The following is a 24,587-nucleotide window of genomic DNA, read 5'->3' as shown; positions in this document are numbered from 1 at the left end:
ATCGCGGAGAGGTTTTGACAGGTGCACACTTCGGCGATTAGCCTAAGTCTTGCGAACTTCGTCATCCTAGGGCGAAGCAGGAGCGCAGCTCCGTCGCGGAGACCCTAGGATCCATGCCGTGACCTCGGTCTAGGAGTGCAGCGGAGCAAAGTTCTGCGCCGTCGCGGTGCATTGCAGAAGGAATAGACGTTTCCGCTCATTCCGAACGCTAACGCGCGATAGAATCCAGTCCGCTCAGGTATTCACGCCAAGCTCGACCAGCCGCTCCACACAAGACTCCTCGGCCTGGTCGAGTTCAGCCAGCGTCTCCTCGAGGTCGCGGCGCTTCTGCCGGAGATCCTCGCGCTTTTCCTCGATGCGCTTGATCATCAGGTTGAGCTGGCCGACTTCGCCGGGCGGCTCCCTGTACATCTGGATGATTTCGCGGATTTCGTTGATCGAGAAACCAAGCCTCTTGCCGCGCATGATCTGACGGATGAGGTGGCGGTCGGAGGGGCGAAACAGCCGCGTGCGGCCACGCCGCACCGGCTGCACCAGCCCTTCGTCCTCGTAAAAGCGCAGCGTCCGCGTCGACACATCGAACTCACGGGTCAACTCGGTGATCGAATAATATTCTCGCATTGCCACTCCCGCACGCCGAAACCAAGGGGCGATCGCCATGCCGGCGTCACCCTTATGTCCCGAACCAAAACCCATGCCATGCCGGAATCGACATGGCGCCCCGCGCAAGCCTCGCACGGCATTTACGTAAAAGTCAATTAAGCCAAAAGGCGTGCCTTCAGGGCACACCGAACCACCACGTGGCGATGCCGAGAAATGCAAAGAAACCGACGACGTCGGTAACCGTGGTGACGAAGACCGCCGAAGCGACCGCCGGATCGATCTTGAAACGATCGAGCAGCAGCGGAATCAGGATGCCGGCCAGGGCGGCCACGAACATGTTGATGATCATCGCCGCCGCGATGATGCCGCCCAGATTGGGGTCACGGAACCAGGCTGCCGCAACGATGCCGATCAGGATGGCGAAGACGATGCCGTTGATGAAGCCGACACCCATCTCGCGGCGAATGATGCGGCCGGCATTGTAGATGTCGAGATCCCTGGTCGCCAACGCCCTCACGGTGACGGTCATGGTTTGCGAGCCGGCATTGCCGCCCATGCCGGCGACGATCGGCATCAGCACCGCCAGTGCGACGATATGTTCGATCGTGCGGTCGAACAGGCTGATCACCGACGCCGCCAGGAACGCGGTCAGAAGGTTGATCAGCAACCACGGAACGCGTGATCGCGAGGTCGAAAAGATGCTGTCGGAAAGCTCTTCGTCGCCGACGCCGCCCATGCGCATCAGATCTTCCTCGGCCTCCTGCTGGATCACGTCGACGACATCGTCGATGGTCAGAACGCCAACCAGCCGTTCGTTCTCGTCGACGACCGCGGCCGATAAAAGATCGTACTGCTCGAATTCCCGCGCCGCCTCTTCCTGGTCCATGGTGGCCGGAATGGCGTGCCGCGTCTCGTGCATCACTTCCTCGACCTTGACCGAACGCTTGGTCCTCAGGATCTGGTCGAGGTCGATGGCGCCGAGCAGCTTGAAGCTCGGATCGATGACGAAGATCTGGCTGAAGCGCTCGGGCAGGTTGTTGTCTTCGCGCATGTAGTCGATGGTCTGGCCGATCGTCCAGAACGGCGGAACCGCGACGAACTCGGTCTGCATGCGGCGGCCGGCCGTCTCTTCGGGATAATCAAGCGAGCGGCGCAGCCTGATCCGCTCGGTGAACGGCAGTTGCGACAGGATCTCGTCCTGGTCTTCCTGGTCGAGATCCTCAAGAATGTAGACGGCGTCGTCTGAATCGAGCTCCTGCACGGCCTGCGCGATCTGCGCATTGGGCAGATTGTCGACGATCTCCATACGGATCGCCTCGTCGACCTCCGTCAGCGAGGAGAAGTCGAAATCGGCGCCCAGGAGTTCGACCAGCGCGCGGCGCTGTTCGGGATGCAGCGCCTCGAGCAGGTCGCCGAGTTCCGACTGGTGCAGGTCGTCGACTTCATGCTTGAGGGTCAGCGTGTCGCGGTCGGCGATCGCCGCGCCAATCCGCGCAAGGAAGGACGAAAGCACGGCGCCGTCCTCGCCATAGATATCGGCGTGGTTGTCCTCGGCGGCCCTGGCGCCGGTCGTCCGTTCGTGCTCGCCTTCCACCAGCGCCTCCCGCCACAAGAATCCCGGAAAAGGTGCAAATCAGGTCTAGAGCATCGGACCCAAAAGGGGAAACCGGTTTTGGGAGAATCCGACGCTCAGAAAGAAAGTGGCGTAAAGTGCGGGAATATCAAACGAAATGCGCCCGGCCCGCAGCGGGCGAGACCGGTACAAATCGGACTCTGGGAAGAGAATGGTGCGGTCGAGAAGACTCGAACTTCCACGGGTTGCCCCACAGCGACCTCAACGCTGCGCGTCTACCAATTCCGCCACGACCGCACGTGGTAGAGCCGGAACCGACCGGCTCGCGGCGTGTAGCAAATCGTTTCCGGCGAAACAAGTGCACGGCAAGCAATAATGTCAGGCGATTGGCATAATGCTCCACAGGGTCCGAACGCAGCGTCGGAACTGGACGTTTGCGCCTGATATCGCCATATGGAAGGCAAGTTGATGTCACCCAAAGGTGCGAGGCGGTTTTGGGACGCGACATGCATAAGCGAAAAGACGATACGCCATGCCCGAACGCAGCCAGATCGCCACGTCGTTCCTGCCGCTCCCCGGTTCAGCACCGGTCGAATGGCTGATCGAGCCCGGCCTTACCGCCTATCCCGAAGCACTTGCCTTCATGGAGGCGCGCGCCGAGGCGATCCGCAGCGGGGCCGCCGGCGAAATGGTCTGGCTGGTCGAACACCCGCCGCTCTACACGGCCGGCACCAGCGCCCGCGGCGAGGACCTGATCGACGCCAACCGCTTCCCGGTGTTCGCGGCCGGCCGCGGCGGCGAATACACCTATCATGGGCCGGGCCAGCGGGTCGCCTATGTCATGCTTGATCTGAAGCGGCGGCGCGAGGACGTCCGCGCCTTCGTCGCGGCGCTCGAACAGTGGATCATCGGCACGCTGGCCGTCTTGAACGTGCGGGGCGAGCGCCGCGAGGACCGGGTCGGCGTCTGGGTCGTGCGGCCGAACCGCCCTGCCCTGCCGGACGGCTCGCCGGCCGAGGACAAGATCGCGGCCATAGGCATTCGGCTGCGGCGTTGGGTGAGCTTCCACGGCATCGCCATCAATGTCGAGCCCGATCTCGACCATTTCAGCGGCATCGTGCCTTGCGGCGTGCAGGACCACGGCGTCACCAGCCTCGTCGACCTCGGCCTTCCCCTGACCATGGCCGATCTTGACCTGGCGCTGAAATCCGCCTTCGAGGATGTGTTCGGTCCCGCCACGGCTTTGCCTGTCGAAGCCGAGCGCAAGGCCGGCTGATTCTTCCTGATCCGGTACGGCTCAAGCTATGTGTGATTCACAGGCCGGCATCCATCTGAATATCAACACACCTCAGATGAGCTGGGCGGAGGCCCACAGGACGCCATAGCCATGGATGGCGAACACCGCCAGCAACGCCGCGGCCATGGCGAGGCGGTCGATGGTGCGGATCGGCTTCAGCTCGTAACGCGGCTTGACCCCGCTGCTCATCGTCAACAGGCTGAGGATCGAAAACACCGCTCCCGTCGCGAGCAGGAAATTGGAGGAAAAGCCGGCCTGCCAACCCACGGCCAGGAAAGCCGAGAGCAGGAAGAAGGAAGCCAGCGCCAGCGCGACCGGCCCCGGACAGATCTGGCGCAGCACCTGACCGCCGTCGAACTTCCACACCGGCACCAGATTGGCGATGTTGAACAGGGCGGCGAAGCCCGCCAGTGTCGCCAGCAGCGCCGCCGCCAGCCGATGTCCTTCAGCGCCGGCAAAGGTGCTGGCGGCGATAGCGATCGGCACCAGGAATGCGGAGAAGCCGGCGCCCATCAGCGCCACGAAGGCGACTTCGAAACGGCTGTCATAGGGCCGCCCGCCAATGGCGATGCCGCCGAGCAGCGGAATGAAGATCATCCGTGCCCGGTTGTGGCCCATAAGCCGAAACGCCGCCATATGGCCAAGCTCATGCAGGGCGACCACTGATGTGAGGATCGCGGCCAGTGCCAGGCCGCCGAAGTGAAGGCCGAAGAATGGCCATAGGATCAGCGCCGAAAGCCCGGCGAAACCGACCTGGCTCAACGGATGCTCGAACCAACCGCCCTTGCGATACTCCCCGGTCCGCGCCCAGCGCTGCAGCTTGGAGAGTTCGCGGCGCAGGGCGAAATAGCGGAACACCAGGAACGCGACGCCGCGATAGCGATCGGTCTGGCTGAGCGTCACCCGCGTGCTGGTGCCTTCGGAAACGAGTTCGGCGGTTTCGGAAAAGTCCTTCCAGAACGAAGCATCGAGCGCGGTGTCCTCAATGACACGCATCGAGAAGCTGATACCTTCGACGACGTCCTCAAACCGCGACTTGCGTTCGATCGGCTTGCCGTCGCGACCTTCCCACGACAGCGTGATGCGGGCCACGCCCTCGCCGTCCGGCGCCTCGGCGGAAAGGATCTCACCGGACCAGCCGGCATCGCTGCCGAGCGGCCACAGCGCCTGCCAGAGGCGCTGACGATCCATTGCCACCAGACGGGTCAGCCGGACCGTGCGCAAACCAAGCGGCACGGTCATCAACAGAAAGATCAGCCCGAGATTGCTGGCCACCAGAATGGCCGTGACGATGGGCGACACCTGGACGTTGCTCCCTGTCTTGCCGGCGCACCCTAACGCCGCGACGGCAAGAAAAGCTTAACGGCGGAACGGCCTTCGACCGTGCAGGAACAGCGACGGCGAACGCCGCCAAATCACATGGCTCCGATCCAGATCGCCATGGAAACGAGAAAGGTGCTCATGCAAACCAGTGAGATGACATCCTGAACCAGATCGGTCATAACTCTCTCCCGTTGTTGATATGTTCGTATTTTGTTCTAATTTTGTTCAAATGTCAATGCGCGCAATCCGGCATTTTCCGGAATCTCGGCGATCAATTCGGCAGGGTTAAGGAAAGGTTGACGGGCAGAGCACATGCCTTTGCGATTAGCCAATACGCCCATCGCTTCGTCATCCTAGGGCGGAGCAAGGAGCGTAGCGACGCGCGCAGACCCTAGGATCCATGCCGCGATCTGGAGGCGATGCAACGGTGCAGAATCATCATTCTGACAGAGGCTCGTTATCCTCGACCCCTGCATTTGTCTCGAAAGTAACGGCATGGATCCTAGGGTCTACGCTCCGCTCCGCGGAGCTCCGCCCTAGGATGACGACATTGGAGACTAAAGCGGCACCACTTTGCCGTCGGCCAGGGTGACGCGCCGGTCCATGCGCGATGCCAATTCGTGATTGTGGGTGGCAATCAGCGCCGCAAGGCCCGATTGCTTGACCAGCGCCGCCAGCGCCTCGAACACATAAGACGCGGTGACCGGATCGAGATTGCCGGTCGGCTCGTCCGCCAGCAGCACCAGCGGCGCATTGGCGACCGCGCGCGCGATGGCGACGCGCTGCTGCTCGCCGCCGGAGAGTTCGGACGGCCGGTGCGACGCGCGTTTGCCGATCTGCATGTAATCGAGCAGCTGCGCCGCGCGCTCGGCCGCGTCCTTGCGGCTGAGCCCCTTGATGAGCTGCGGCATCATGATGTTTTCCAGCGCCGAGAATTCCGGCAGCAGGTGATGGAACTGATAGACGAAGCCGACATCGTTGCGGCGGATCGCCGTGCGCTCGTCGTCGGAGAGCCGCCCGCAGGCACGGCCGGCCAGGATGACGTCGCCGGCGTCGGGACGCTCCAGCAGGCCGGCGGTGTGCAGCAGCGTCGACTTGCCGGTGCCCGACGGCGCCACCAGAGCCACCATCTCGCCGCGCTTCAGCGAGAAATCGGCACCGTTCAGGATGGTGAGCTTGCGCGGCCCCTGGACATAGTGCCGCTCGACGCTCTTCAGCTCGATAATGACCTCAGCCACTATTCGTACCTCAAGGCTTCGACCGGATCGAGGCGCGCGGCACGCCATGCCGGAAACACCGTTGCCAGGAAGGACAGGCCGAGCGCCATCAGGACGACATAGGTCGTCTCGCGCGGATCCATCTTCGCCGGCAACTGGCTGAGGAAATAGAGTTCAGGATTGAACAGCACCTTGCCGGTCATCCATGAGAAGAACTGGCGGATGGATTCGATGTTGGTGCAGATCAGCACGCCGAGCAGCACACCGGCAAGCGTGCCGGTCACGCCGATCGCCGCGCCCGTCATCAGGAAGATGCGCAGGATGGCGCCGCGCGATGCCCCCATGGTGCGTAGGATGGCGATGTCGTGGCCCTTGTCCTTCACCAGCATGATCAGGCCGGAGATGATGTTCAGCGCCGCCACCAGCACGATCAGCGTCAGGATCATGAACATGACGTTGCGCTCGACCTGCAGGGCGGAGAAGAAGGTCTCGTTGCGCTGGCGCCAGTCGACCATGTCGATCGGCCGCTGCGCCGCCGCCTCCACCTTCGGTTTCAGCGCATCGACATCGTCTGGATTTTCGACATAGATCTCGATCGTCTGCGCCCGCCCGTCCATGTTGAAATAGAGCTGCGCTTCGGAAAACGGCATGTAGACGATGGAGGTGTCATACTCGGACATGCCGACTTCGAAGATCGCCGCGATCTTGTAACCCTTCATGCGCGGCGTGGTGCCGATCGGCGTCACGTCGCCGTCGGGCGAAATCAAGGTGATGGTATCGCCAAGCGTCAGGCCGAGATTCTCCGCCATGCGCTTGCCGATGGCAACGCCGTCGCCGGAGTCGAAATCGGCGATCGAGCCCTGTTTGATGTTGCTGGCAACGATGGCGATCTTGCTCAGATCCTCGCCGCGGATGCCGCGCACCAGCGCTCCGGTTCCGCCGCCGACATTGCCTTGAGCCAGCACCTGGCCGTCGATCAGCGGGATGGCATATTTGACGCCTGCTACACCGTTGATGCGGCTGGCGACCTGCGCATAGTCCTCCAGCGGCGAATCGAGCGGCTGCACGATCAGGTGACCGTTGACGCCGAGGATGCGCGTCAAAAGCTCCGCCCTGAAACCGTTCATCACCGCCATGACCACGATCAGCGTGGCGACGCCCAGCATGATGCCGAGGAAGGAGATCGAGGCGATCACCGAGATCACCGTCTCCTTGCGCCGCGAACGCAGATAGCGCCAGGCAACCATGCGCTCGAAGATGGAAAAGGGTCCGGCGCCGACCGGTCTTGCCGCCACCGCATCGCTCATGCGGCGACACCGAAGCGCTTTTTCACGTCTGCGATCGGCAGCGTCTCGCGCTCGCCGGTCTTGCGATTCTTGATCTCGATCTCGCCGGCGGCGACACCGCGCGGGCCGACGATCACTTGCCAGGGCAGGCCGATCAGGTCGGCGGTGGCGAACTTGCCGCCGGGCCTCTGGTCGGTGTCGTCATAGAGCACGTCCTTGCCGGCGGCGACGAAAGCGGCATGCAGCTCGTCGCAGACGCGGTCGCACTCGGCGTCGCCCGCTTTCATGTTGATCAGCCCGATGTCGAACGGCGCCACCGCCTCCGGCCAGATGATGCCGTTGTCGTCATGGCTGGCTTCGATGATCGCAGCGACCAGCCGCGACGGACCGATGCCATAGGAGCCTCCGGAGACGAAATGATCCTTGCCGTCTGGCCCGGTCACCTTGGCGCCCATGGGTTTCGAATATTTATCGCCGAAATGGAAGATGTGGCCGACCTCGATGCCGCGCGCCGAAACCTTGTCGCTCTCGCCGATCTTCTCCCACGCCGCCTCGTCATGCATCTCGTCGGTGGCCGCGTAGGGTGTCGTCCAAGTCTTGACGATATCGCCGATCTCGGCGGCATTGGCGAAGTTGGTCTTCTCTCCGGGCACATCGAGCGAAAGATAGTCGCGGTGGCAATAGACCTGGCTCTCGCCGGTGTCGGCCAGGATGATGAATTCATGGCTGAGATCGCCGCCGATCGGCCCGGTGTCGGCCCGCATCGGTATTGCCTGCAGCCCCATGCGCGTAAAAGTCCGGAGATAGGACACGAACATCCTGTTGTAGGCCGCCCTGGCGCCCTCGAAGTCGAGGTCGAAAGAATAGGCGTCCTTCATCAGGAACTCGCGCGAACGCATGACGCCGAAGCGCGGCCGCACTTCGTCGCGGAACTTCCACTGGATGTGGTAGAGATTGAGCGGCAGGTCCTTGTAGGACTTCACATAGGCGCGGACGATCTCGGTGACCACTTCCTCATTGGTCGGGCCGTAGAGCATGTCGCGGTCCTGCCGGTCCTTGATACGCAGCATCTCCTTGCCGTAGTCGTCATAGCGGCCGCTTTCGCGCCACAGATCGGCCGACTGGATGGTCGGCATCAGGATTTCCAGCGCACCGGCGCGATTCTGCTCCTCGCGAATAATGCGGCAGACCTTGTCCAGCACTCGCTTGCCGAGTGGCAGCCACGAGAAACTGCCCTGCCCCTGCTGGCGGATCATGCCGGCGCGCAGCATCAGCCGGTGCGAGACGATCTCGGCCTCGCGCGGATTTTCTTTGAGGATAGGCAGGAAATAGCGCGACAAACGCATGGACTGGTCCGTGAGTGAGGATGGCCGCGTCAGAATCGGCGCGACTTTGGCTTGCTTGACCCGGCTTCATAGCCATTTCAAGGCGGAATGGGAACCCGGACGCTTCGGCCCGAAAAGCGGCAATCGATTTTCAAAAAGCACGGGATAGCCGGGATCAGAGCGTCGCACCGTCCTTCGCCCGCCCAGAAGACCCACGGCGCCGCAAGGCCTCCCGGTCACCGCGCGCGTCTTGATGATCGTTCGCCAAGCAACGCCTGCCACACTATTGTGCAGTGCAGCACGAGAATGCCCGTTTCAAGGCAAAATTCTTCGTGACATTGTCATTCGCCTTAGGCTAATGTACCTCGATAACCGAGAGGGTAGAAAAAAATCTGCTCTCCTACGCGGTCAAAGTCTTGGGAGGATGCGATCTAGGCGCGGTTACTCGCTGCCGCCGGAAACCGGAAACAGATCGGACGCGTTTAAATTGCAAGGCCTCGTGCCTTGCATTTTTTTTGTGCAATCATCTGCTTAGCGCAACGCGTTGCCAAACCACCTTACCCAGCGTCAGCGCTCGTCCGGCCGCAAAACGGCACGGCATTCCTGTCTGGAACCAAGCTGTTCCGACGGATGAAAACGTCTTTGCCGGACAAATCTTCTTGGGCCGGGACCGGCTATTTGGCTGGGGTTTGGCTGAATTCCGGCACGATGTGCGGGATGTCGTTGAGGCTGTATCCCAGCCCATGCGTCAGGCCATAGAAAATGCCCATCAGGATCGCGGTGGCGATGGTGGTGCGGATCACGGCGCGCAGCATGTGAGGTCCGCGCGGCGCGCTCGGAACCGTGCCAAGCGTCACGTCACGATCGTCGTCCTGCGTCCTCACGCTGAACGGCAGCACAGCGAACAGCACCACCCACCAGGTCGCGAAAAACAGGGCGGTGAACGAAACCCAGCTCATGATTGCTCCAGTTCGATCAGCGTTCCGAAGAAATCCTTCGGATGCAGGAACAGCACCGGCTTGCCGTGCGCGCCGATCTTCGGATTGCCGTCGCCCAGCACGCGGGCGCCGGCGGCCTTGAGCTGATCGCGCGCGGCCAGGATGTCATCGACCTCGTAGCAAAGATGGTGCATGCCGCCGGAAGGATTCTTCTCCAGGAAGGCGGCGATCGGCGACCCCTCGCCCAAGGGCTCCAGAAGTTCGATCTTGGTGTTGCCGACATTGACGAACACCACCGTCACCCCATGCTCCGGCAGCGCCTGCGGCGCCGTCACTTCCGCGCCGAGCGTGTTGCGATAGGCAGCGACGGCAGCAGCCAGATCCGGCACGGCAAGCGCGACATGGTTCAGTCGTCCGAGCATTGGCACTCCCAGCTAAGGGAGTAGGGGAATAAGGGAGTAGGGGAAAAGACAGATATGTCAGCTGCTTGCTCTTCCTATTCCCCTATTCCCCTACTCCCCTACTCCCTTTCGTCACCTTGTGACGAATACAGTCACCAGCGGCTTCTTGCCCCAGGCTTCGTTGGCGGCGCCGCGCACGGCGCGCCGCACTGCTTCTTGCACCAGGTCGAGGTCTTTTCGGCGCTGACGGGGGATCGAGTCCACCGCGCCGATTGCCGCATCGATCATCAAGTCTTCCAGCGACTCGCCACGGCCATCGGCCTCGGCGACGCCGATGGCGACCAGGTCGGGGTCGCCGGCAAGCTCATATTTGTCGTCCAACACGACATTGACCGCCACGTGGCCGGCAAAAGACAGCTTGCGCCGATCACGGATGCCCATCGCCTGATCGGTGCCGATCAGTCTGCCATCCTTGTAGATACGGCCGAACGGCACCTGATCCATGATGGTGGCTGGGCCGGGAGCAAGCCTGAGCATGTCGCCGTCGCGCACCTGCGCCACCTGGCCGATGCCCGATGTCGACATCAGCGAGCCCTGCGCCACCAGATGTGCCGCCTCGCCATGCACGGGAACGCCGATCTGCGGGCGCACCCATTCATACATCTTGCGCAATTCGCTGCGTCGCGGATGGCCGGAGACATGCACCAGTGCATCGCCGTCCTCGATGATCTTGACGCCGAGATCGATCAGACGGTTCTTGATCTCGAGGATCGCCTTCTCGTTGCCGGGAATGGTACGCGAGGAAAACACCACCGTGTCGCCTGCCGTCAGTGACACCGACTTCATCTCTTCGCGCGACAGCTTGGCCAGTGCGGCCAGCGGCTCGCCCTGGCTGCCGGTGCAGATGATGACCAGGTTTTCGCGCGGGATGAAACCAAAATCCTCCTCGGCGATGAACTCCGGCAGACCGTCCATGTAGCCGAGTTCGCCGGCCACATCGATGACCCGCTTCAGCGAACGGCCAAGCACCAGGCACTGGCGTCCGGCATCGCGCGCCGCCTTGGCAATGGAGACGATGCGTCCGACATTGGAGGAGAATGTGGTGACGGCGACACGGCCCTTGGCCGCCTGGATGACGCCCTTGAGGCCCTCGCCCACAGCCACTTCCGAAGGCGACTCACCTTCGCGCAGCGCATTGGTCGAATCGCAGATCAGCGCCAGAACGCCCTTGTCGCCATAGGCCCGGAAACGCGCCTCGTCGGTCTTCGGCCCGATCGTCGGCTCCGGATCGATCTTCCAGTCACCGGTATGGATGACGGTGCCGGCCGGCGAGGTGATCGCCAGCGACATCGGCTCGGGAATCGAGTGCGCGACCGGAATGGCTTCGATCTCGAACGGGCCGACGGTGAATTTCTCGCCCGCCCGGTAGATCGTCACCGGTATTTTCGGCGCGCCCTGCTCGCCTTGCCGCTTGGCTTCCAGCAGGCCGGCGCTGAACGGCGTCATCCAGACCGGTGCCTTCAGCTTCGGCCATGTGTCGAGCAGCGCGCCGTAATGGTCTTCATGCGCGTGCGTGATGATGATGCCACGCAGATTGGCGAGGTTCTCCTCGATGAAGCGCGTGTCGGGCAGCACCAGGTCGACGCCCGGCAGGCTGGCATCGGGGAAGGTCACTCCGACATCGATGACGATCCATTCGCGCGCATTGGGCGGCCCGTAGCCGTAAAGAGCGAAGTTCATGCCGATCTCGCCGACGCCGCCGAGCGGCACGAAGACGAGTTCGGCGGTTTCCGCTTTCGCCATGATTTTTCCCTTCCTGGCCCTCAGGCCAAGCCCAAAAAGCAATTCCGGGAAAAGTGTGTAACGGTTTTCCCACCGGAGTTGCGCAAAAACAAACAGTTAGAACCGTTCATGAACGGCCCTATGCCCTGGCCGAAGCGACCGCGCCGAAATGCACATCGCCGGCGGCGATCGTCCGAACCGAACCTTCATCGTCGCGGATCACGAAACGGCAGTCCTCGTCAATGGTCTCGAACACCCCACGCACCACATTACCGTCAATTCTGACAGCAACCTCGCCGCCGAGCCCCGCAGCACGATCAAGCCACCGACGCCTGACGGCGGCAAGTCCGCGCCCCTCGTCCCACAACCGGGCATTCTCGCTCCAGGCATCCGACAGCGCCAGGAAAAGTGTTTCCGCATCGCATGCCGCGCCCAGCGCGCTGAGTGATGTTGCGGGATAGGGCAAATCCTCGGGGTATGCCACCACATTGACGCCGATTCCGACCGCCACCGCGAAACGGCCGCCTTCCAGGATTGCCGATTCCAGCAGGATGCCGGCCAGCTTGGCGCCGGAGGCAAGCACGTCGTTCGGCCATTTCAGTTCGAAACGGTTTTTCCCTTCGCTGCCACCGTCGAGGCCGATGGCGATCCGGCCCTTCGGCACCACGGCATCGAGAGCATCGGCCAGCGCCAGCCCGGCGACGAAGCCCAGCGTCGCGGCAAGGCGAAGCTCTGCCTTGGTGATGACCAGTAGCGTCGCCGCGAGGTTGCCTTCTGGCGTCGCCCAGACGCGGCCGCGCCGGCCACGCCCACTTTCCTGTTTCTTGGAAACGACCCACAATTTGCCGGGGTCGCCTGCCCTTGCGTGGTCCAGTGCCAGCGCATTGGTGGAGCCGACGCTCTCATGCGCCTCGAGCCGGAACCCATCCGACGCCGAGGTTGGAGCCAGCCGAAATGCCATGCCGACTAGAAAAACGTCTTGGCGGCGGCTTCGGCATAGGTGCCGATCGGCCCGCCGATCAGCACGTAGAACAGCACGAAGGCGCCGGAGACGCCGAGCACGACACGCAATTCGCTCGCCATCGGCACGAAACCGCCGACCGGTTCGTCGAACCACATGATCTTGATGATGCGCAAATAGTAATAGGCGCCCACCACCGAGGCCAGCACGCCGATGATCGCCAACGCATAGAGATTGGCGTTGATGGCGGCGAGGAAGACGTACCATTTCCCCCAGAAGCCGGCGAGCGGCGGGATGCCGGCCAGCGAGAACATCAGGATGGTCAGGATCGTCGCCATGATCGGATTGGTCGACGACAGGCCGGCCAGCTCGCTGATCTGCTCGACATCGCCTTCCTTGCGCCGCATGGCGAGGATGAAGGCGAAGGTGCCGAGCGTCATCACCAGATAGATCAGCATGTAGATGGCAACGCCGCGCACGCCAGCCTGGCTGTTGGCGGCAAGGCCGACCAGCGCATAGCCCATATGGCCGATCGAGGAATAGGCCATCAGCCGCTTGATGTTGGTCTGGCCGATGGCGGCGAAAGCACCAAGCGCCATCGAGGCGATCGAGATGAAGACGATGATCTGCTGCCAGTCGGAGGCGATCGGCTTGAACGCACCCATGGTGACGCGCACCATCAGCGCCATCGCCGCCATCTTCGGTGCTGCCGCCAAAAAGGCCGTCACCGGTGTCGGCGCGCCCTCATAGACATCTGGCGTCCACATGTGGAACGGCACCGCCGAGATCTTGAAGGCCAGGCCGGCCAGCACGAAGACGAGGCCGAAAACGAGACCGAGCTGGCGCTCGCCGCTGCCGAGCGCAGAAGCGATCTCCTGGAAGCCGGTGTTGCCGGTGTAGCCGTAGACCAGGCTGATGCCATAGAGCAGCATGCCCGACGACAGCGCGCCGAGGACGAAATATTTGAGGCCTGCTTCGGTCGAGCGCAGATTGTCGCGATTGATCGCGCACAGCACATAGATCGCCAGCGACTGCAGCTCGAGGCCGAGATAGAGGCCGATCATGCTGTTGGCCGAGATCATCAGCATCATGCCGAGCGTGCAGAGCAGGATCAGCACCGGATATTCGAACTTGTCGAAGCGTTCAGCCTTGGCGAAGCGCATCGACATCACCAGCGTCACCGCCGAACCGATCAGCGCCAGCACCTTCATGAAGCGGCCGAAGGAATCCTGGATGAAGGCATTGCCGTAAGCGCTGCCCTGCCCGGTCCGGAAGATCAGCCAGGCGCCCGCGATCGCCAGAACGGCAACCGCAAGGCCGGTTACCGTGTTGGCCGTGTTGGCGCGCGAATAGGCTCCGACCATCAGCAGCGCCAGCGCGCCGACGGCAAGGATCAGCTCTGGCGTCGAGAGCGACAGGCTGGAGAGAAGGTCCGGCGTCATGGTTCGCAAAACCTCTGGTCAGTTCGCCGCCGCGGTCTGCGCGGCGCCGATGGATGCAGTGACATTGGTGACGAGCGACTTGACCGATTCGGCCGTCGCGTCGAAGACCGGGGCGGGATAGACGCCGAAGAAGATGACCAGCACGACCAGCGGGTAGATGATCACCTTCTCGCGCGGCGACAGATCGAGCAGGCCCTTCAGGCTCTCCTTGGTCAGTGCGCCGAAGATCACCCGGCGGTAGAGCCAGAGCGCGTAGGCGGCCGACAGGATGACGCCGGTGGCGGCGAAGAACGCCACCCAGGTGTTGACCCGGAACACGCCCAGCATGGTCAGGAACTCGCCGACGAAGCCGCTGGTACCGGGCAGGCCGACATTGGCCATGGTGAAGATCAGGAACACCGTGGCGTATTTCGGCATGTTGTTGACCAGGCCGCCATAGGCGGCGATCTCACGTGTGTGCATGCGGTCGTAGATGACGCCGACGCACAGGAACAGCGCGCCGGAGACGAGGCCGTGGCTGAGCATCTGGAAAATCGCGCCCTGCACGCCTTCCTGGTTCATGGCGAAGATGCCCATGGTGACGAAGCCCATATGAGCAACCGACGAATAGGCGATCAGCTTCTTCATGTCTTCCTGCATCAGCGCCACCAGCGAGGTGTAGATGATGGCGACGACGGACAGCGCGAAGACCAGCGGCGCGAACATTTCCGACGCCAGCGGGAACATCGGCAAGGAGAATCGCAGGAAGCCATACCCGCCCATCTTCAACAGGATGCCGGCCAGGATGACGGAGCCCGCCGTCGGCGCCTCGACGTGCGCATCGGGCAGCCAGGTGTGCACCGGCCACATTGGCATCTTCACCGCGAAGGAGGCGAAGAAGGCAAGCCACAGCCAGGTCTGCATGTTGGCCGGGAAGTTGTGGGTCAGCAGCGTCGGGATGTCGGTTGTGCCGGACTGGAAGAACATCGCCATGATGGCGAGCAGCATCAGCACGGAGCCGGCGAGCGTGTAGAGGAAGAACTTGAACGAGGCGTAGACGCGCCGCTTGCCGCCCCAGACGCCGATGATGATGAACATCGGGATCAGGCCGGCTTCGAAGAAGACGTAGAACAGCACGATGTCCAGCGCGCAGAATACGCCGATCATCAGCGTTTCGAGCAGCAGGAAGGCAATCATGTAGGCCTTCACGCGCTTCTCGATCGATTCCCACGACGCCAGGATGCACAGCGGCATCAGGAACGTCGTCAGGATGACGAACAGCATCGAGATGCCGTCGACGCCCATATGGTAGGAAATGCCGGAGTCGAGCCAGGCGACCTTCTCGACGAACTGGAAGCCGGACTGCGAATTGTCGAATCCGGTCCAGATGAACAGCGAGATGATGAAGGTGAAAGTCGTCGTCAACAGCGCGATGGCGCGGATGTTGCGGCGGGCATTTTCGCTGTCGTCATTGATGAACAGGATAAGCAGCACACCAACCAGCGGCAGGAAGGTGACCAGCGAGAGGATTGGCCAGGCGGTCATCAGAGCATCATCCAGGTGACGAGTGCGGCAACGCCGATCAGCATGGCGAAGGCGTAGTGGTAGAGATAGCCGGTCTGCAGCTTGACGACGCGGTCGGTGACATCGACGACGCGCGCCGAAATGCCATCCGGGCCGAGGCCGTCGATGATGGTGCCGTCGCCGGTCTTCCACAGGAAATGGCCGAGGCGCTTGGCGGGCCGCACGAACAGGAAGTCGTAGAGCTCGTCGAAATACCACTTGTTGAGCAGGAAGGCGTACAGCCCGCGATGCTGCGCGGCCAGGTTGACCGGCATTTCCGGCGAGCGGATGTAGAATTTCCAGGCCAGCGCGAAGCCGATCAGCATGGCGATGAAGGGCGACAGTTCGACCCACAGCGGCAATTCGTGGATGTCGTGCAGGATGTGATTGTCAGGCAGTGTGAACAGCGATGCCTTCCAGAACTCGGCATAGCCCTCGCCGATGAAGGCGCCGTGAAAGATGATGCCGGCAAACAGCGCGCCAGCGGCCAGGATGAACAGCGGCACCAGCATCACAGGCGGAGATTCATGGACGTGGTGCATCACTTCATGGCTCGCCCGCGGCTTGCCGTGGAAGGTCATGAAGATCAGCCGCCAGGAGTAGAAGGAGGTGAAGCAGGCGGCGACGACCAGAGCCACGAAGGCCATGCCGGCAACCGAATTGTGGCCGGCAAAGGCGCTCTCGATGATGGCGTCCTTGGAGAAGAAGCCGGCGGTGCCGATGACCGTCACCGGAATGCCGACGCCGGTCAGCGCCAGCGTGCCGATCACCATCATCCAGTAGGTGGTCGGGATCAGTTTCCTGAGGCCGCCCATCTTGCGCATGTCCTGCTCGTCGGACACGGCATGGATGACCGAGCCCGAGCCGAGGAACAGCAGCGCCTTGAAGAAGGCATGCGTGAACAGGTGGAAGATCGCCGCGCCATAGGCGCCGACGCCGAGTGCCACGAACATGTAGCCGAGCTGCGAGCAGGTCGAGTAGGCGATGACGCGCTTGATGTCGTTCTGGACGAGACCGACGGTGGCCGCGAAGAAGGCCGTGAAGGCACCGATGAAGGTCACGACAGTCAGCGCCGAATGCGAGAGTTCGAACAGCGGCGACAGCCGTGCCAGCATGAACACGCCGGCCGTCACCATGGTGGCGGCATGGATCAGCGCGGAAACCGGTGTCGGGCCTTCCATGGCATCCGGCAGCCAGGTGTGCAGCGGCACTTGCGCCGACTTGCCCATGGCGCCCATGAACAGCAGCAGGCAGACGATCGTCATGGCCGCCTGCTTGTCCAGCGCATAGCCGAGGAAGGTCAGCACCGCGGCGCCATGCGGGGCGCCTTCGGCCGGAATGAACGTTGCCGCATTGGCGAAGATCGTGCCCAGATTGACCGAGCCGAACAGCACGAACACGCCGAAGATGCCGAGTGCGAAGCCGAAATCGCCGACGCGGTTGACGACAAAGGCCTTGATTGCCGCGGCATTGGCCGACGGCTTCTTGTACCAGAAGCCGATCAGCAGGTAGGACGCCAGCCCCACGCCTTCCCAGCCAAAGAACATCTGCACGAGGTTGTCCGCCGTCACCAGCATCAGCATGGCGAAGGTGAACAGCGACAGATAGGCGAAGAAGCGCGGCCGGTTCGGATCGTGGTGCATGTAGCCGATCGAATAGATGTGGACCAGCGCCGAGACGGTGTTGACCACCACCAGCATGACCACCGTCAGCGTGTCGATCCGCAGTGCCCAGGACGCTTCCAGTCCACCCGACTGTATCCAGCGCAGCACCGGCACGGTGAACACCTCGCCATGGCCGAAACCGACGGTGAAGAAAGCGACCCACGACAGCACGGCCGCGATCACCAGGAAACCCGAGGTGATGTATTCGGACGCCTTGGCGCCGAGCGACGTGCCGAACAGGCCGACGATCAGGAAGCCGAGCAGGGGAAGGAAGACGATGGCCTGATACATGGTGGTTCCGTCAACCCTTCATCATGTTCACGTCTTCGACCGCGATCGAGCCGCGGTTGCGGAAGAAGACGACGAGAATGGCAAGTCCGATGGCGGCCTCGGCCGCAGCTACCGTCAGCACGAACAGCGCGAACACCTGGCCGACCAGATCGCCCAGTGCCGCCGAAAAGGCGACGAAATTGATGTTGACCGCCAGCAGGATCAGTTCGACCGACATCAGGATGACGATGACGTTCTTGCGGTTCAGGAAGATGCCGAACACGCCGAGCGTGAACAGAACAGCCGATACGGTCAGATAATGTGCGATGCCGACAACCATCTCAGAGTCCCTCGCCTGTCTTGACCTTGCGGATTTCCATGCCGGTCGCCGGCGTGCGGCCGACCTGGGCCGCGATCGACTGCCGCTTGACGCCTGGCTTATGGCGCAGCGTCAGCACGATGGCGCCAATCATGGCGACCAGCAGGATGAGGCCCGAAATCTGGAAGTAGTAGAGGTAGTCGGTATACAGGATGTCGCCGAGCGCGGCGGTGTTGGTCCGCGTGGCGAGATCCGGAATGGGCTTGGAGACCGTCGAAGCGAGCTGCGGCGCGAAAGTGTAGCCGCCGAGAACGACGATCAGCTCCGCCGCCAGGATCAGCCCGACCAGCGCGCCGATCGGCGCATATTGCAGGGCGCCTTCCTTCATCTCGGCGAAATCGACGTCGAGCATCATGACGACGAACAGAAACAGCACCATCACCGCGCCGACATAGACGACGAGCAGGATCATCGCCAGGAACTCGGCCCCGGTCAGCATGAACAGGCCGGCGGCGTTGAAAAAGGTCAGGATCAGGAACAGCACCGAATGCACGGGGTTGCGCGACGAAATGACCATGAACGCCGACGCCACCGCGACAAAGGCGAAGAGGTAGAAAAAGGCCGCCTCTAGTCCACTCAACATTGGGGATCCCCCGGGTTCCTGTACGAACAGGACGCTCGTCCTGTTTGTTGTCTCTGGCCTGGTTCCGCCTCCGGTTCCAAAGCCGCGCTGTCCTAGCCCATGTTCCGATCGGGTTGAAAGGCCCGATCGAAAGAAACATGGGCCACTCTGTATTCCGGAGCATGATCTGGTCCGAAAAAGTCCGCAACTTTTCGGGATCATCCTCTGGACGAGGCCCCTGCCCCGTCCATGCGTCAAATATCAGCGGTAGGGCGAGTCCAGCGAGATGTTGCGCGCCAGTTCGCGCTCCCACCGGTCGCCATTCGCCAACAGCTTGTCCTTGTCGTAGTAGAGTTCCTCGCGCGTCTCCGTCGCGAATTCGAAATTCGGCCCCTCGACGATGGCGTCGACCGGGCAGGCTTCCTGGCAGAAGCCGCAATAAATGCACTTCACCATGTCGATGTCGTAGCGAACCGTGCGGCGCGTGCCGTCATTGCGGCGCGGGCCGGCCTCGATGGTGATGGCCTGCGCCGGGCAGATCGCCTCGCACAATTTGCAGGCGATGCAGCGTTCCTCGCCATTGGGATAGCGGCGCAGCGCATGCTCGCCGCGGAAGCGCGGACTGGTCGGCCCCTTCTCGTGCGGATAATTGATCGTCTCTTTCGGCGCGAAGAACTGGCGCATCGACAGGAAGAAAGCGCTGACGAAATCCTGCAGCAGCAGCGATTTGGCGGCTTGGGAAAGAGCGGACATCACGCAAACCCCGTGATCTTGAGGAAGGCCGCGGTGGCGACCACCATGAACAGCGAGATCGGCAGGAACACTTTCCAGCCAAGCCGCATCAATTGGTCGTAGCGGTAGCGCGGCACGAAGGCTTTCACCATGGAGATGCCGAAGAACACGAAGCAGACTTTCAGCACGAACCAGATGACGCCCGGCACCCAGGTGAACGGCGCGAAGTCGAACGGAGGCAGCCAGCCGCCGAGGAACAGGATGGTGGCCAGCGCGCACATCAGCACGATGGCGACATACTCGCCGAGGAAGAACAAAAGGAACGGCGTCGACGAATATTCGACCATGTGGCCGGCGACCAGTTCCGATTCGGCTTCCACCAGATCGAAAGGCGGCCGGTTCGTCTCGGCCAGCGCCGAGATGAAGAAGATGATGAACATCGGGAACAGCGCCAGCCAGTTCCAGTCGAGGAAGGTGTTGGGCAGGCCAAGCCGCGTACCAATTCCATCATGCTGCGACAGCACGATGTCGGTGAGGTTCAGCGAGCCGGCGGTGAGCAGTACGGTGACGATGACGAAACCTATCGAGACTTCGTAGGACACCATCTGAGCCGCCGAACGCAGCGCGCCGAGGAACGGATATTTCGAGTTGGAGGCCCAGCCGCCCATGATCACGCCGTAGACCTCGAGCGAGGAGATGGCGAAGACATAGAGGATGCCGACATTGACGTTGGCGATCGCCCAGCCCTGATTGACCGGGATGACCGCCCAGGCCGAGATCGCCAGCACGGCCGAGACCAGCGGCGCCAGCAGGAACACGCCCTTGTTGGCGCCGGACGGGATGACCGGCTCCTTGAAGACGAATTTCAGCAGATCGGCGAAGGCTTGCAGCGTGCCCCAGGGGCCGACGACGTTCGGGCCACGGCGCAACTGCACCGCCGCCCAGATCTTGCGGTCGGCGTAGAGGATATAGGCGACGAAGATCAAAAGCACGACGATCAGCACGACCGACTTCAACAGGATCAGCAGCGCCGGCAGCACGTAGAAGGAGAAGAAAGTGTCCATGCTTATTCCGCCGCCTGCTTGAAGCCGCTCTTGGCCAGTGCCGAGCATTCCGCCATCACGGCCGATGCCCGCGCGATCGGGTTGGTCAGGTAGAAATCCGTCACCGGCGACGTAAAGGTGCCCTTGTTCAGCCGCCCGCCGAGCTTCGCCACCCCAGCGATGTCCTCGGCATTGCCGGCCGCGACCTGGTCGATACGGGCCAGATGCGGGTATTCGCCATAGAGCTTGGCGCGCAGTTGCGGCAGCGAATCGAACGGCAGTTTCTTGCCCAGCACATCCGACAGTGCCCGCAGGATCGCCCAGTCCTCGCGCGCCTCGCCCGGCGCGAAGCCGGCGCGGTTGGTCTGCTGCACACGCCCTTCGGTGTTGACATAGGTGGCCGACTTTTCCGTGTAGGCGGCCGCCGGCAGGATGACATTGGCGCGGTGCGCGCCCTGATCGCCATGCGTGCCGATATAGACGACGAAGGCGCCGCCGGTCTTGGCCATGTCGATCTCGTCGGCGCCGAGCAGGAACAGGAGCTCCATTTCGCCCAGCATGCCGGCAACGTTTCTGCCGCCCTCGCCCGGCACGAAGCCGAGATCGAGACCGCCGACGCGCCCGGCCGCATTGTGCAGCACGGCAAAGCCGTTCCAATCCGCGCGGGCAGCGTTGACGGCGGCGGCGAGCTTGGCCGCCTGACCGAGCACGGCCGCGCCATCGGCGCGCGCCAGCGCGCCCTGGCCGACGATGATCAGCGGATGCGTCGCCTTCTTCAGCACCTGGAAGAACTTGCCATTGCCGTCAGCCAAATCCTTCAGCGAATCCGGTCCGGCGCCCAGCTGTTCGTAGTCGTAGCGTGTGTCGCCGACATCGCCGATGACGCCAACCGGCAGATTGCCGGTCCGCCAGCGCTTGCGGATGCGGGCGTTGAGCACCGAAGCTTCATAGCGCGGATTGGCGCCGATGATCAGCACCGCATCGGCCTGCTCGATGCCTTCGATGGTCGGGTTGAAGATGTAGCTCGCACGGCCGAGCGCCGGATCGAGTGCGGCGCCATCCTGGCGGCAATCCGTATTCTTGGAGCCGAGCGAAGCCATCAACAGCTTGAGCGCATAGGTTTCCTCGACGGCGGCGAGATCGCCCGCGATAGCGCCGATCTTTTCGGGCGCCGTCTTCGACACCGTGTCCTTGATCGCGGCGAAGGCCTCGGCCCAGCTGGCGGCAACCAGCCTGCCGTCCTTGCGCACATAGGGGCGGTCGAGACGCTGCGTGCGCAGGCCGTCCCAGATGAAGCGGGTCTTGTCGGAGATCCACTCCTCGTTCACCGCCTCATTGACGCGCGGCAGGATCCGCATCACTTCGCGGCCCCGGCTATCGACGCGGATCGCCGAGCCGACCGCATCCATCACGTCGATGGATTCGGTCTTGGTCAGCTCCCACGGTCGCGCCTGGAAGGCGAATGGCTTCGAGGTCAGCGCGCCGACCGGGCAAAGGTCGATGACATTGCCCTGCAGCTCCGAGGTCATCGCCTGTTCGAGATAGGTGGTGATCTCTGCATCCTCGCCACGGCCGATCAGGCCCAGTTCGGAAATGCCGGCGACTTCGGTGGTGAAGCGGACGCAGCGCGTGCAGTGGATGCAGCGATTCATCACCGTCTTGACCAGCGGTCCGATGTATTTGTCTTCGACCGCGCGCTTGTTCTCGTGATAGCGCGAGGAATCGACGCCGAAGGCCATCGCCTGGTCCTGCAGGTCGCATTCGCCGCCCTGGTCGCAGATCGGGCAATCCAGCGGATGGTTGATCAGCAGGAACTCCATCACGCCTTCCCGGGCCTTCTTGACCATCGGCGTGTTGGTGAAGATTTCCGGCGCCTCGCCATTCGGGCCGGGACGCAGGTCGCGCACATTCATGGCGCAGGAGGCCTGCGGCTTGGGCGGCCCGCCCTTCACCTCGATCAGGCACATGCGGCAATTGCCGGCGATCGACAGCCGCTCATGGAAGCAGAAGCGCGGCACTTCCGCGCCAGCGTCTTCAGCCGCCTGCAGCAGCGTGTAGTGGTCGGGTACAGTGATCTCTTTCCCGTCGACCTTGAGCTTTGCCATTCGCCTCAAACCCCTGCGGAGTTCCCGCAATCTCTTTTTCCGGACGCGGTCGAGACCACGTCGGGCACTTCATTCACTTCTTGACGGCGAGCGCCGCCGCTTGGGCTGTCCAATCGTCGCGGCCGATGCGGCCGCCGAGCGACAGATAGTCCTCGACCCAGGCAACCTCTTGCGGCGTCCATGCCGCGATCTGGGCATACGTCCAGATGCCGAGGCCGTTGAGAACCTTTTCCAGCTTCGGCCCGATGCCCGAGATGGCCTTGAGATCTGCCGGAATGGCCGGCTTCTCCATGGCGTTGGGCTGCCTGAAATCCTCGGGCATCAGCGCATCGCCGGCGCCGCCCGTAGCCGGAGCCGCATTTGCGGCCGGCACGGCAGTGGCGGCTTCCTTGGCGGCAATATCGGTGACCTCCCGGGCGAAGGACTGCGCCTCGGCAATCATGGTTTTCGCCGTCGCCCGCGCCTTGGTGGAGGAAGAGTTCGGATCGTCGAACTGCGCGACGCGCGCCTCGAAATCATCGACGATCGGCTGCAGCAGCCGTTGCGAGGCCTCAGTCGCTCCCGAAAGCGCGCCCAGCCAGACGCCGAAAGCGTGGTTGGCGAGCCCGAGGCCAAGCGCCGACATCGCCGCCGCACCCGCCACGGGATGCACGAAAAGGTTGACGGCGCTGGCCATCTCCTTCGGCATCATCCTGGTCAAGTCCTGGTTCATCTTCTCGATCTGGTCCAAATTGGGCATCAGCGGGTTCGAATACGGCGCCATAGAGTTCTCCTGGTCGTTTCTTCGTTCGCCCCGCCCTTCGCTGCGGACTTTCATCCGCATAAAACGTTATTCTATTCCGCCGCCACCATCACAGGCTCCGCCCGGTGCGCATTGCGCGAAAACTCGTCGATGCGCCGCTCCACCTCGCCGCGGAAATGCCGCATCAGGCCCTGGATCGGCCATGCCGCCGCGTCGCCCAGCGCGCAGATCGTATGCCCTTCGATCTGCTTGGTGACGTCGAGCAGCATATCGATCTCGCGCTTCTGCGCCTCGCCGCGCACCAGCCGTTCCATCACCCGCCACATCCAGCCGGTGCCTTCGCGGCATGGCGTGCACTGGCCGCAGCTCTCGTGCTTGTAGAAGTAGGAAAGCCGCGCAATCGCCTTCACGACATCGGTCGACTTGTCCATGACGATGACAGCCGCGGTCCCAAGGCCGGATTTGAGGTCGCGCAAGGCGTCGAAATCCATCGGCGCGTCGATGATCTGCTCGGCAGGCACCAGCGGCACCGAGGCGCCGCCCGGTATGACCGCCAAAAGATTGTCCCAGCCGCCACGAATGCCGCCGCAATGCGTCTCGATGAGCTCGCGGAACGGGATCGACATCGCCTCCTCGACCGTGCACGGATTGTTGACGTGGCCGGAGATGCAAAACAGCTTGGTGCCGACATTGTTGGGCCGGCCGAAGGACGAGAACCAGGCCGCACCGCGGCGCAGGATGGTCGGCGCAACCGCGATCGATTCGACATTGTTGACCGTGGTCGGGCAGCCATAGAGGCCGACATTGGCAGGGAATGGCGGCTTCAGCCGGGGCTGGCCCTTCTTGCCTTCGAGGCTTTCGAGGAGCGCTGTCTCCTCGCCACAGATATAGGCGCCGGCGCCGTGGTGCATGTAGATGTCGAAATCGTAGCCGGACGTGTTGTTCTTGCCGATCAGCTTGGCCTCGTAGGCCTCCTCGATCGCGCGCTGCAGCGCCTCGCGCTCGCGGATGAACTCACCGCGCACATAGATGTAGGCGGCAATCGCGCCCATGGCGAAACCGGCAAGCAGCGCGCCCTCGACCAGCGTGTGCGGGTCGTTGCGCAGGATGTCGCGGTCCTTGCAGGTGCCGGGCTCGGATTCGTCGGCGTTGATGACGAGATAGCTCGGCCGGCCGTCGCTCTGCTTGGGCATGAACGACCATTTGAGCCCGGTCGGGAAGCCTGCGCCGCCGCGACCGCGCAGGCCCGACGCCTTCATCTCGTTGACGATCCACTCGCGCCCCTTGGCAACGATGCCGGGCGTGTTGTCCCAGGCGCCGCGTGCCATCGCGCCGGCCAGCGACTTGTCGAACAGGCCGTAGATATTGGTGAAGATGCGGTCTTTATCCCCGAGCATTTT

21 protein-coding genes and 1 tRNA gene are annotated in these 24,587 nt (G+C 62.8%); 1 reads left to right on the top strand and 21 read right to left on the bottom strand.

All coding sequences use genetic code 11. The features are described 5' to 3' along the window. Positions 1-234: 234 nt before the first annotated feature. The 3 genes from NKH06_RS00265 to NKH06_RS00255 all read right to left on the bottom strand — a co-directional run bounded on the left by NKH06_RS00265 (position 235) and on the right by NKH06_RS00255 (position 2,473). The gene (locus tag NKH06_RS00265; RefSeq protein ID WP_027034793.1) at positions 235-621 is read right to left on the bottom strand and encodes a MerR family transcriptional regulator; all 387 of its coding nucleotides are present in this window, start codon (positions 619-621) and stop codon (positions 235-237) included. Between the two features lie 157 nt (positions 622-778). Continuing rightward, entirely contained in the window at positions 779-2,197 is a 1,419-nt protein-coding gene (mgtE, locus tag NKH06_RS00260) for a magnesium transporter (RefSeq protein WP_023812369.1), read from the bottom strand. A gap of 191 nt (positions 2,198-2,388) precedes the next feature. Continuing rightward, positions 2,389-2,473 (bottom strand) — tRNA-Leu (locus NKH06_RS00255). Between the two features lie 235 nt (positions 2,474-2,708). Here NKH06_RS00255 and lipB point away from each other — a divergent pair. After that, complete coding sequence (gene lipB, locus NKH06_RS00250) at positions 2,709-3,452, top strand: lipoyl(octanoyl) transferase LipB (RefSeq protein ID WP_352439836.1); 744 nt, start codon at positions 2,709-2,711, stop codon at positions 3,450-3,452. A gap of 72 nt (positions 3,453-3,524) precedes the next feature. On the opposite strand, the gene NKH06_RS00245 is transcribed toward lipB, so the two are convergent. From NKH06_RS00245 to nuoF, 18 genes are all read right to left on the bottom strand, one after another. Beyond that, positions 3,525-4,775, bottom strand: a complete 1,251-nt coding sequence (locus NKH06_RS00245) for a site-2 protease family protein (RefSeq protein ID WP_352891826.1) — start codon at positions 4,773-4,775, stop codon at positions 3,525-3,527. Positions 4,776-5,353: 578 nt separating this feature from the next. Beyond that, positions 5,354-6,037 (bottom strand): ABC transporter ATP-binding protein, encoded by a 684-nt coding sequence (locus NKH06_RS00240; RefSeq protein ID WP_174800360.1) that lies wholly within the window; start codon positions 6,035-6,037, stop codon positions 5,354-5,356. Beyond that, positions 6,034-7,320 carry a lipoprotein-releasing ABC transporter permease subunit gene (locus NKH06_RS00235; protein WP_128304416.1) on the bottom strand — a complete coding sequence of 429 codons (1,287 nt, stop codon included), beginning with the start codon at positions 7,318-7,320 and terminating at the stop codon, positions 6,034-6,036. The genes NKH06_RS00240 and NKH06_RS00235 overlap by 4 nt, the downstream gene beginning before the upstream one ends. Continuing rightward, positions 7,317-8,645 (bottom strand): proline--tRNA ligase, encoded by a 1,329-nt coding sequence (gene proS / locus NKH06_RS00230; RefSeq protein ID WP_128304417.1) that lies wholly within the window; start codon positions 8,643-8,645, stop codon positions 7,317-7,319. The genes NKH06_RS00235 and proS overlap by 4 nt, the downstream gene beginning before the upstream one ends. Positions 8,646-9,298: 653 nt before the next feature. Beyond that, on the bottom strand, positions 9,299-9,583 hold the full coding sequence (locus tag NKH06_RS00225) for a DUF1467 family protein (RefSeq protein WP_023812375.1): 285 nt from the start codon (positions 9,581-9,583) through the stop codon (positions 9,299-9,301). Then, complete coding sequence (gene mce / locus NKH06_RS00220; RefSeq protein WP_128304418.1) at positions 9,580-9,984, bottom strand: methylmalonyl-CoA epimerase; 405 nt, start codon at positions 9,982-9,984, stop codon at positions 9,580-9,582. The genes NKH06_RS00225 and mce overlap by 4 nt, the downstream gene beginning before the upstream one ends. Positions 9,985-10,095: 111 nt before the next feature. Then, on the bottom strand, positions 10,096-11,766 hold the full coding sequence (locus NKH06_RS00215; protein ID WP_127267199.1) for a ribonuclease J: 1,671 nt from the start codon (positions 11,764-11,766) through the stop codon (positions 10,096-10,098). Positions 11,767-11,884: 118 nt separating this feature from the next. Beyond that, positions 11,885-12,706 (bottom strand): biotin--[acetyl-CoA-carboxylase] ligase, encoded by an 822-nt coding sequence (locus NKH06_RS00210; RefSeq protein ID WP_023812378.1) that lies wholly within the window; start codon positions 12,704-12,706, stop codon positions 11,885-11,887. Between the two features lie 5 nt (positions 12,707-12,711). Continuing rightward, positions 12,712-14,148: an NADH-quinone oxidoreductase subunit NuoN gene (gene nuoN / locus NKH06_RS00205; protein ID WP_128304419.1), complete on the bottom strand. Its 1,437-nt coding sequence runs from the start codon at positions 14,146-14,148 to the stop codon at positions 12,712-12,714. An 18-nt stretch (positions 14,149-14,166) separates the two neighbouring features. Beyond that, positions 14,167-15,672, bottom strand: coding sequence for an NADH-quinone oxidoreductase subunit M (locus NKH06_RS00200; protein ID WP_027034803.1), 1,506 nt, complete (start codon positions 15,670-15,672; stop codon positions 14,167-14,169). Then, a complete protein-coding gene (gene nuoL, locus NKH06_RS00195) occupies positions 15,672-17,645 on the bottom strand; it encodes an NADH-quinone oxidoreductase subunit L (RefSeq protein ID WP_352891824.1) in 1,974 nt (657 codons plus the stop codon). The genes NKH06_RS00200 and nuoL overlap by 1 nt, the downstream gene beginning before the upstream one ends. A gap of 10 nt (positions 17,646-17,655) precedes the next feature. Then, positions 17,656-17,964, bottom strand: coding sequence for an NADH-quinone oxidoreductase subunit NuoK (gene nuoK, locus NKH06_RS00190; RefSeq protein ID WP_010910101.1), 309 nt, complete (start codon positions 17,962-17,964; stop codon positions 17,656-17,658). Between the two features lies 1 nt (position 17,965). Next, positions 17,966-18,586, bottom strand: a complete 621-nt coding sequence (locus NKH06_RS00185) for an NADH-quinone oxidoreductase subunit J (RefSeq protein WP_023812381.1) — start codon at positions 18,584-18,586, stop codon at positions 17,966-17,968. 240 nt (positions 18,587-18,826) lie between these two features. Continuing rightward, positions 18,827-19,318, bottom strand: coding sequence for an NADH-quinone oxidoreductase subunit NuoI (gene nuoI / locus NKH06_RS00180; RefSeq protein WP_023812382.1), 492 nt, complete (start codon positions 19,316-19,318; stop codon positions 18,827-18,829). After that, positions 19,318-20,361, bottom strand: a complete 1,044-nt coding sequence (gene nuoH / locus NKH06_RS00175) for an NADH-quinone oxidoreductase subunit NuoH (RefSeq protein WP_352891823.1) — start codon at positions 20,359-20,361, stop codon at positions 19,318-19,320. Before nuoH ends, nuoI begins: the two co-directional genes overlap by 1 nt. 2 nt (positions 20,362-20,363) lie before the next feature. After that, the gene (gene nuoG / locus NKH06_RS00170; protein WP_352775550.1) at positions 20,364-22,445 is read right to left on the bottom strand and encodes an NADH-quinone oxidoreductase subunit NuoG; all 2,082 of its coding nucleotides are present in this window, start codon (positions 22,443-22,445) and stop codon (positions 20,364-20,366) included. Between the two features lie 73 nt (positions 22,446-22,518). Continuing rightward, on the bottom strand, positions 22,519-23,208 hold the full coding sequence (locus NKH06_RS00165; protein WP_352439827.1) for a helix-hairpin-helix domain-containing protein: 690 nt from the start codon (positions 23,206-23,208) through the stop codon (positions 22,519-22,521). Between the two features lie 71 nt (positions 23,209-23,279). Next, the gene (gene nuoF / locus NKH06_RS00160; protein WP_023812385.1) at positions 23,280-24,584 is read right to left on the bottom strand and encodes an NADH-quinone oxidoreductase subunit NuoF; all 1,305 of its coding nucleotides are present in this window, start codon (positions 24,582-24,584) and stop codon (positions 23,280-23,282) included. Positions 24,585-24,587 lie beyond the last annotated feature (3 nt).

Origin of the sequence: Mesorhizobium sp. M1342, from assembly GCF_040317955.1 — a bacterium.
Lineage (GTDB): Bacteria > Pseudomonadota > Alphaproteobacteria > Rhizobiales > Rhizobiaceae > Mesorhizobium.
This window is presented reverse-complemented; position numbering and strand designations above follow the sequence as displayed.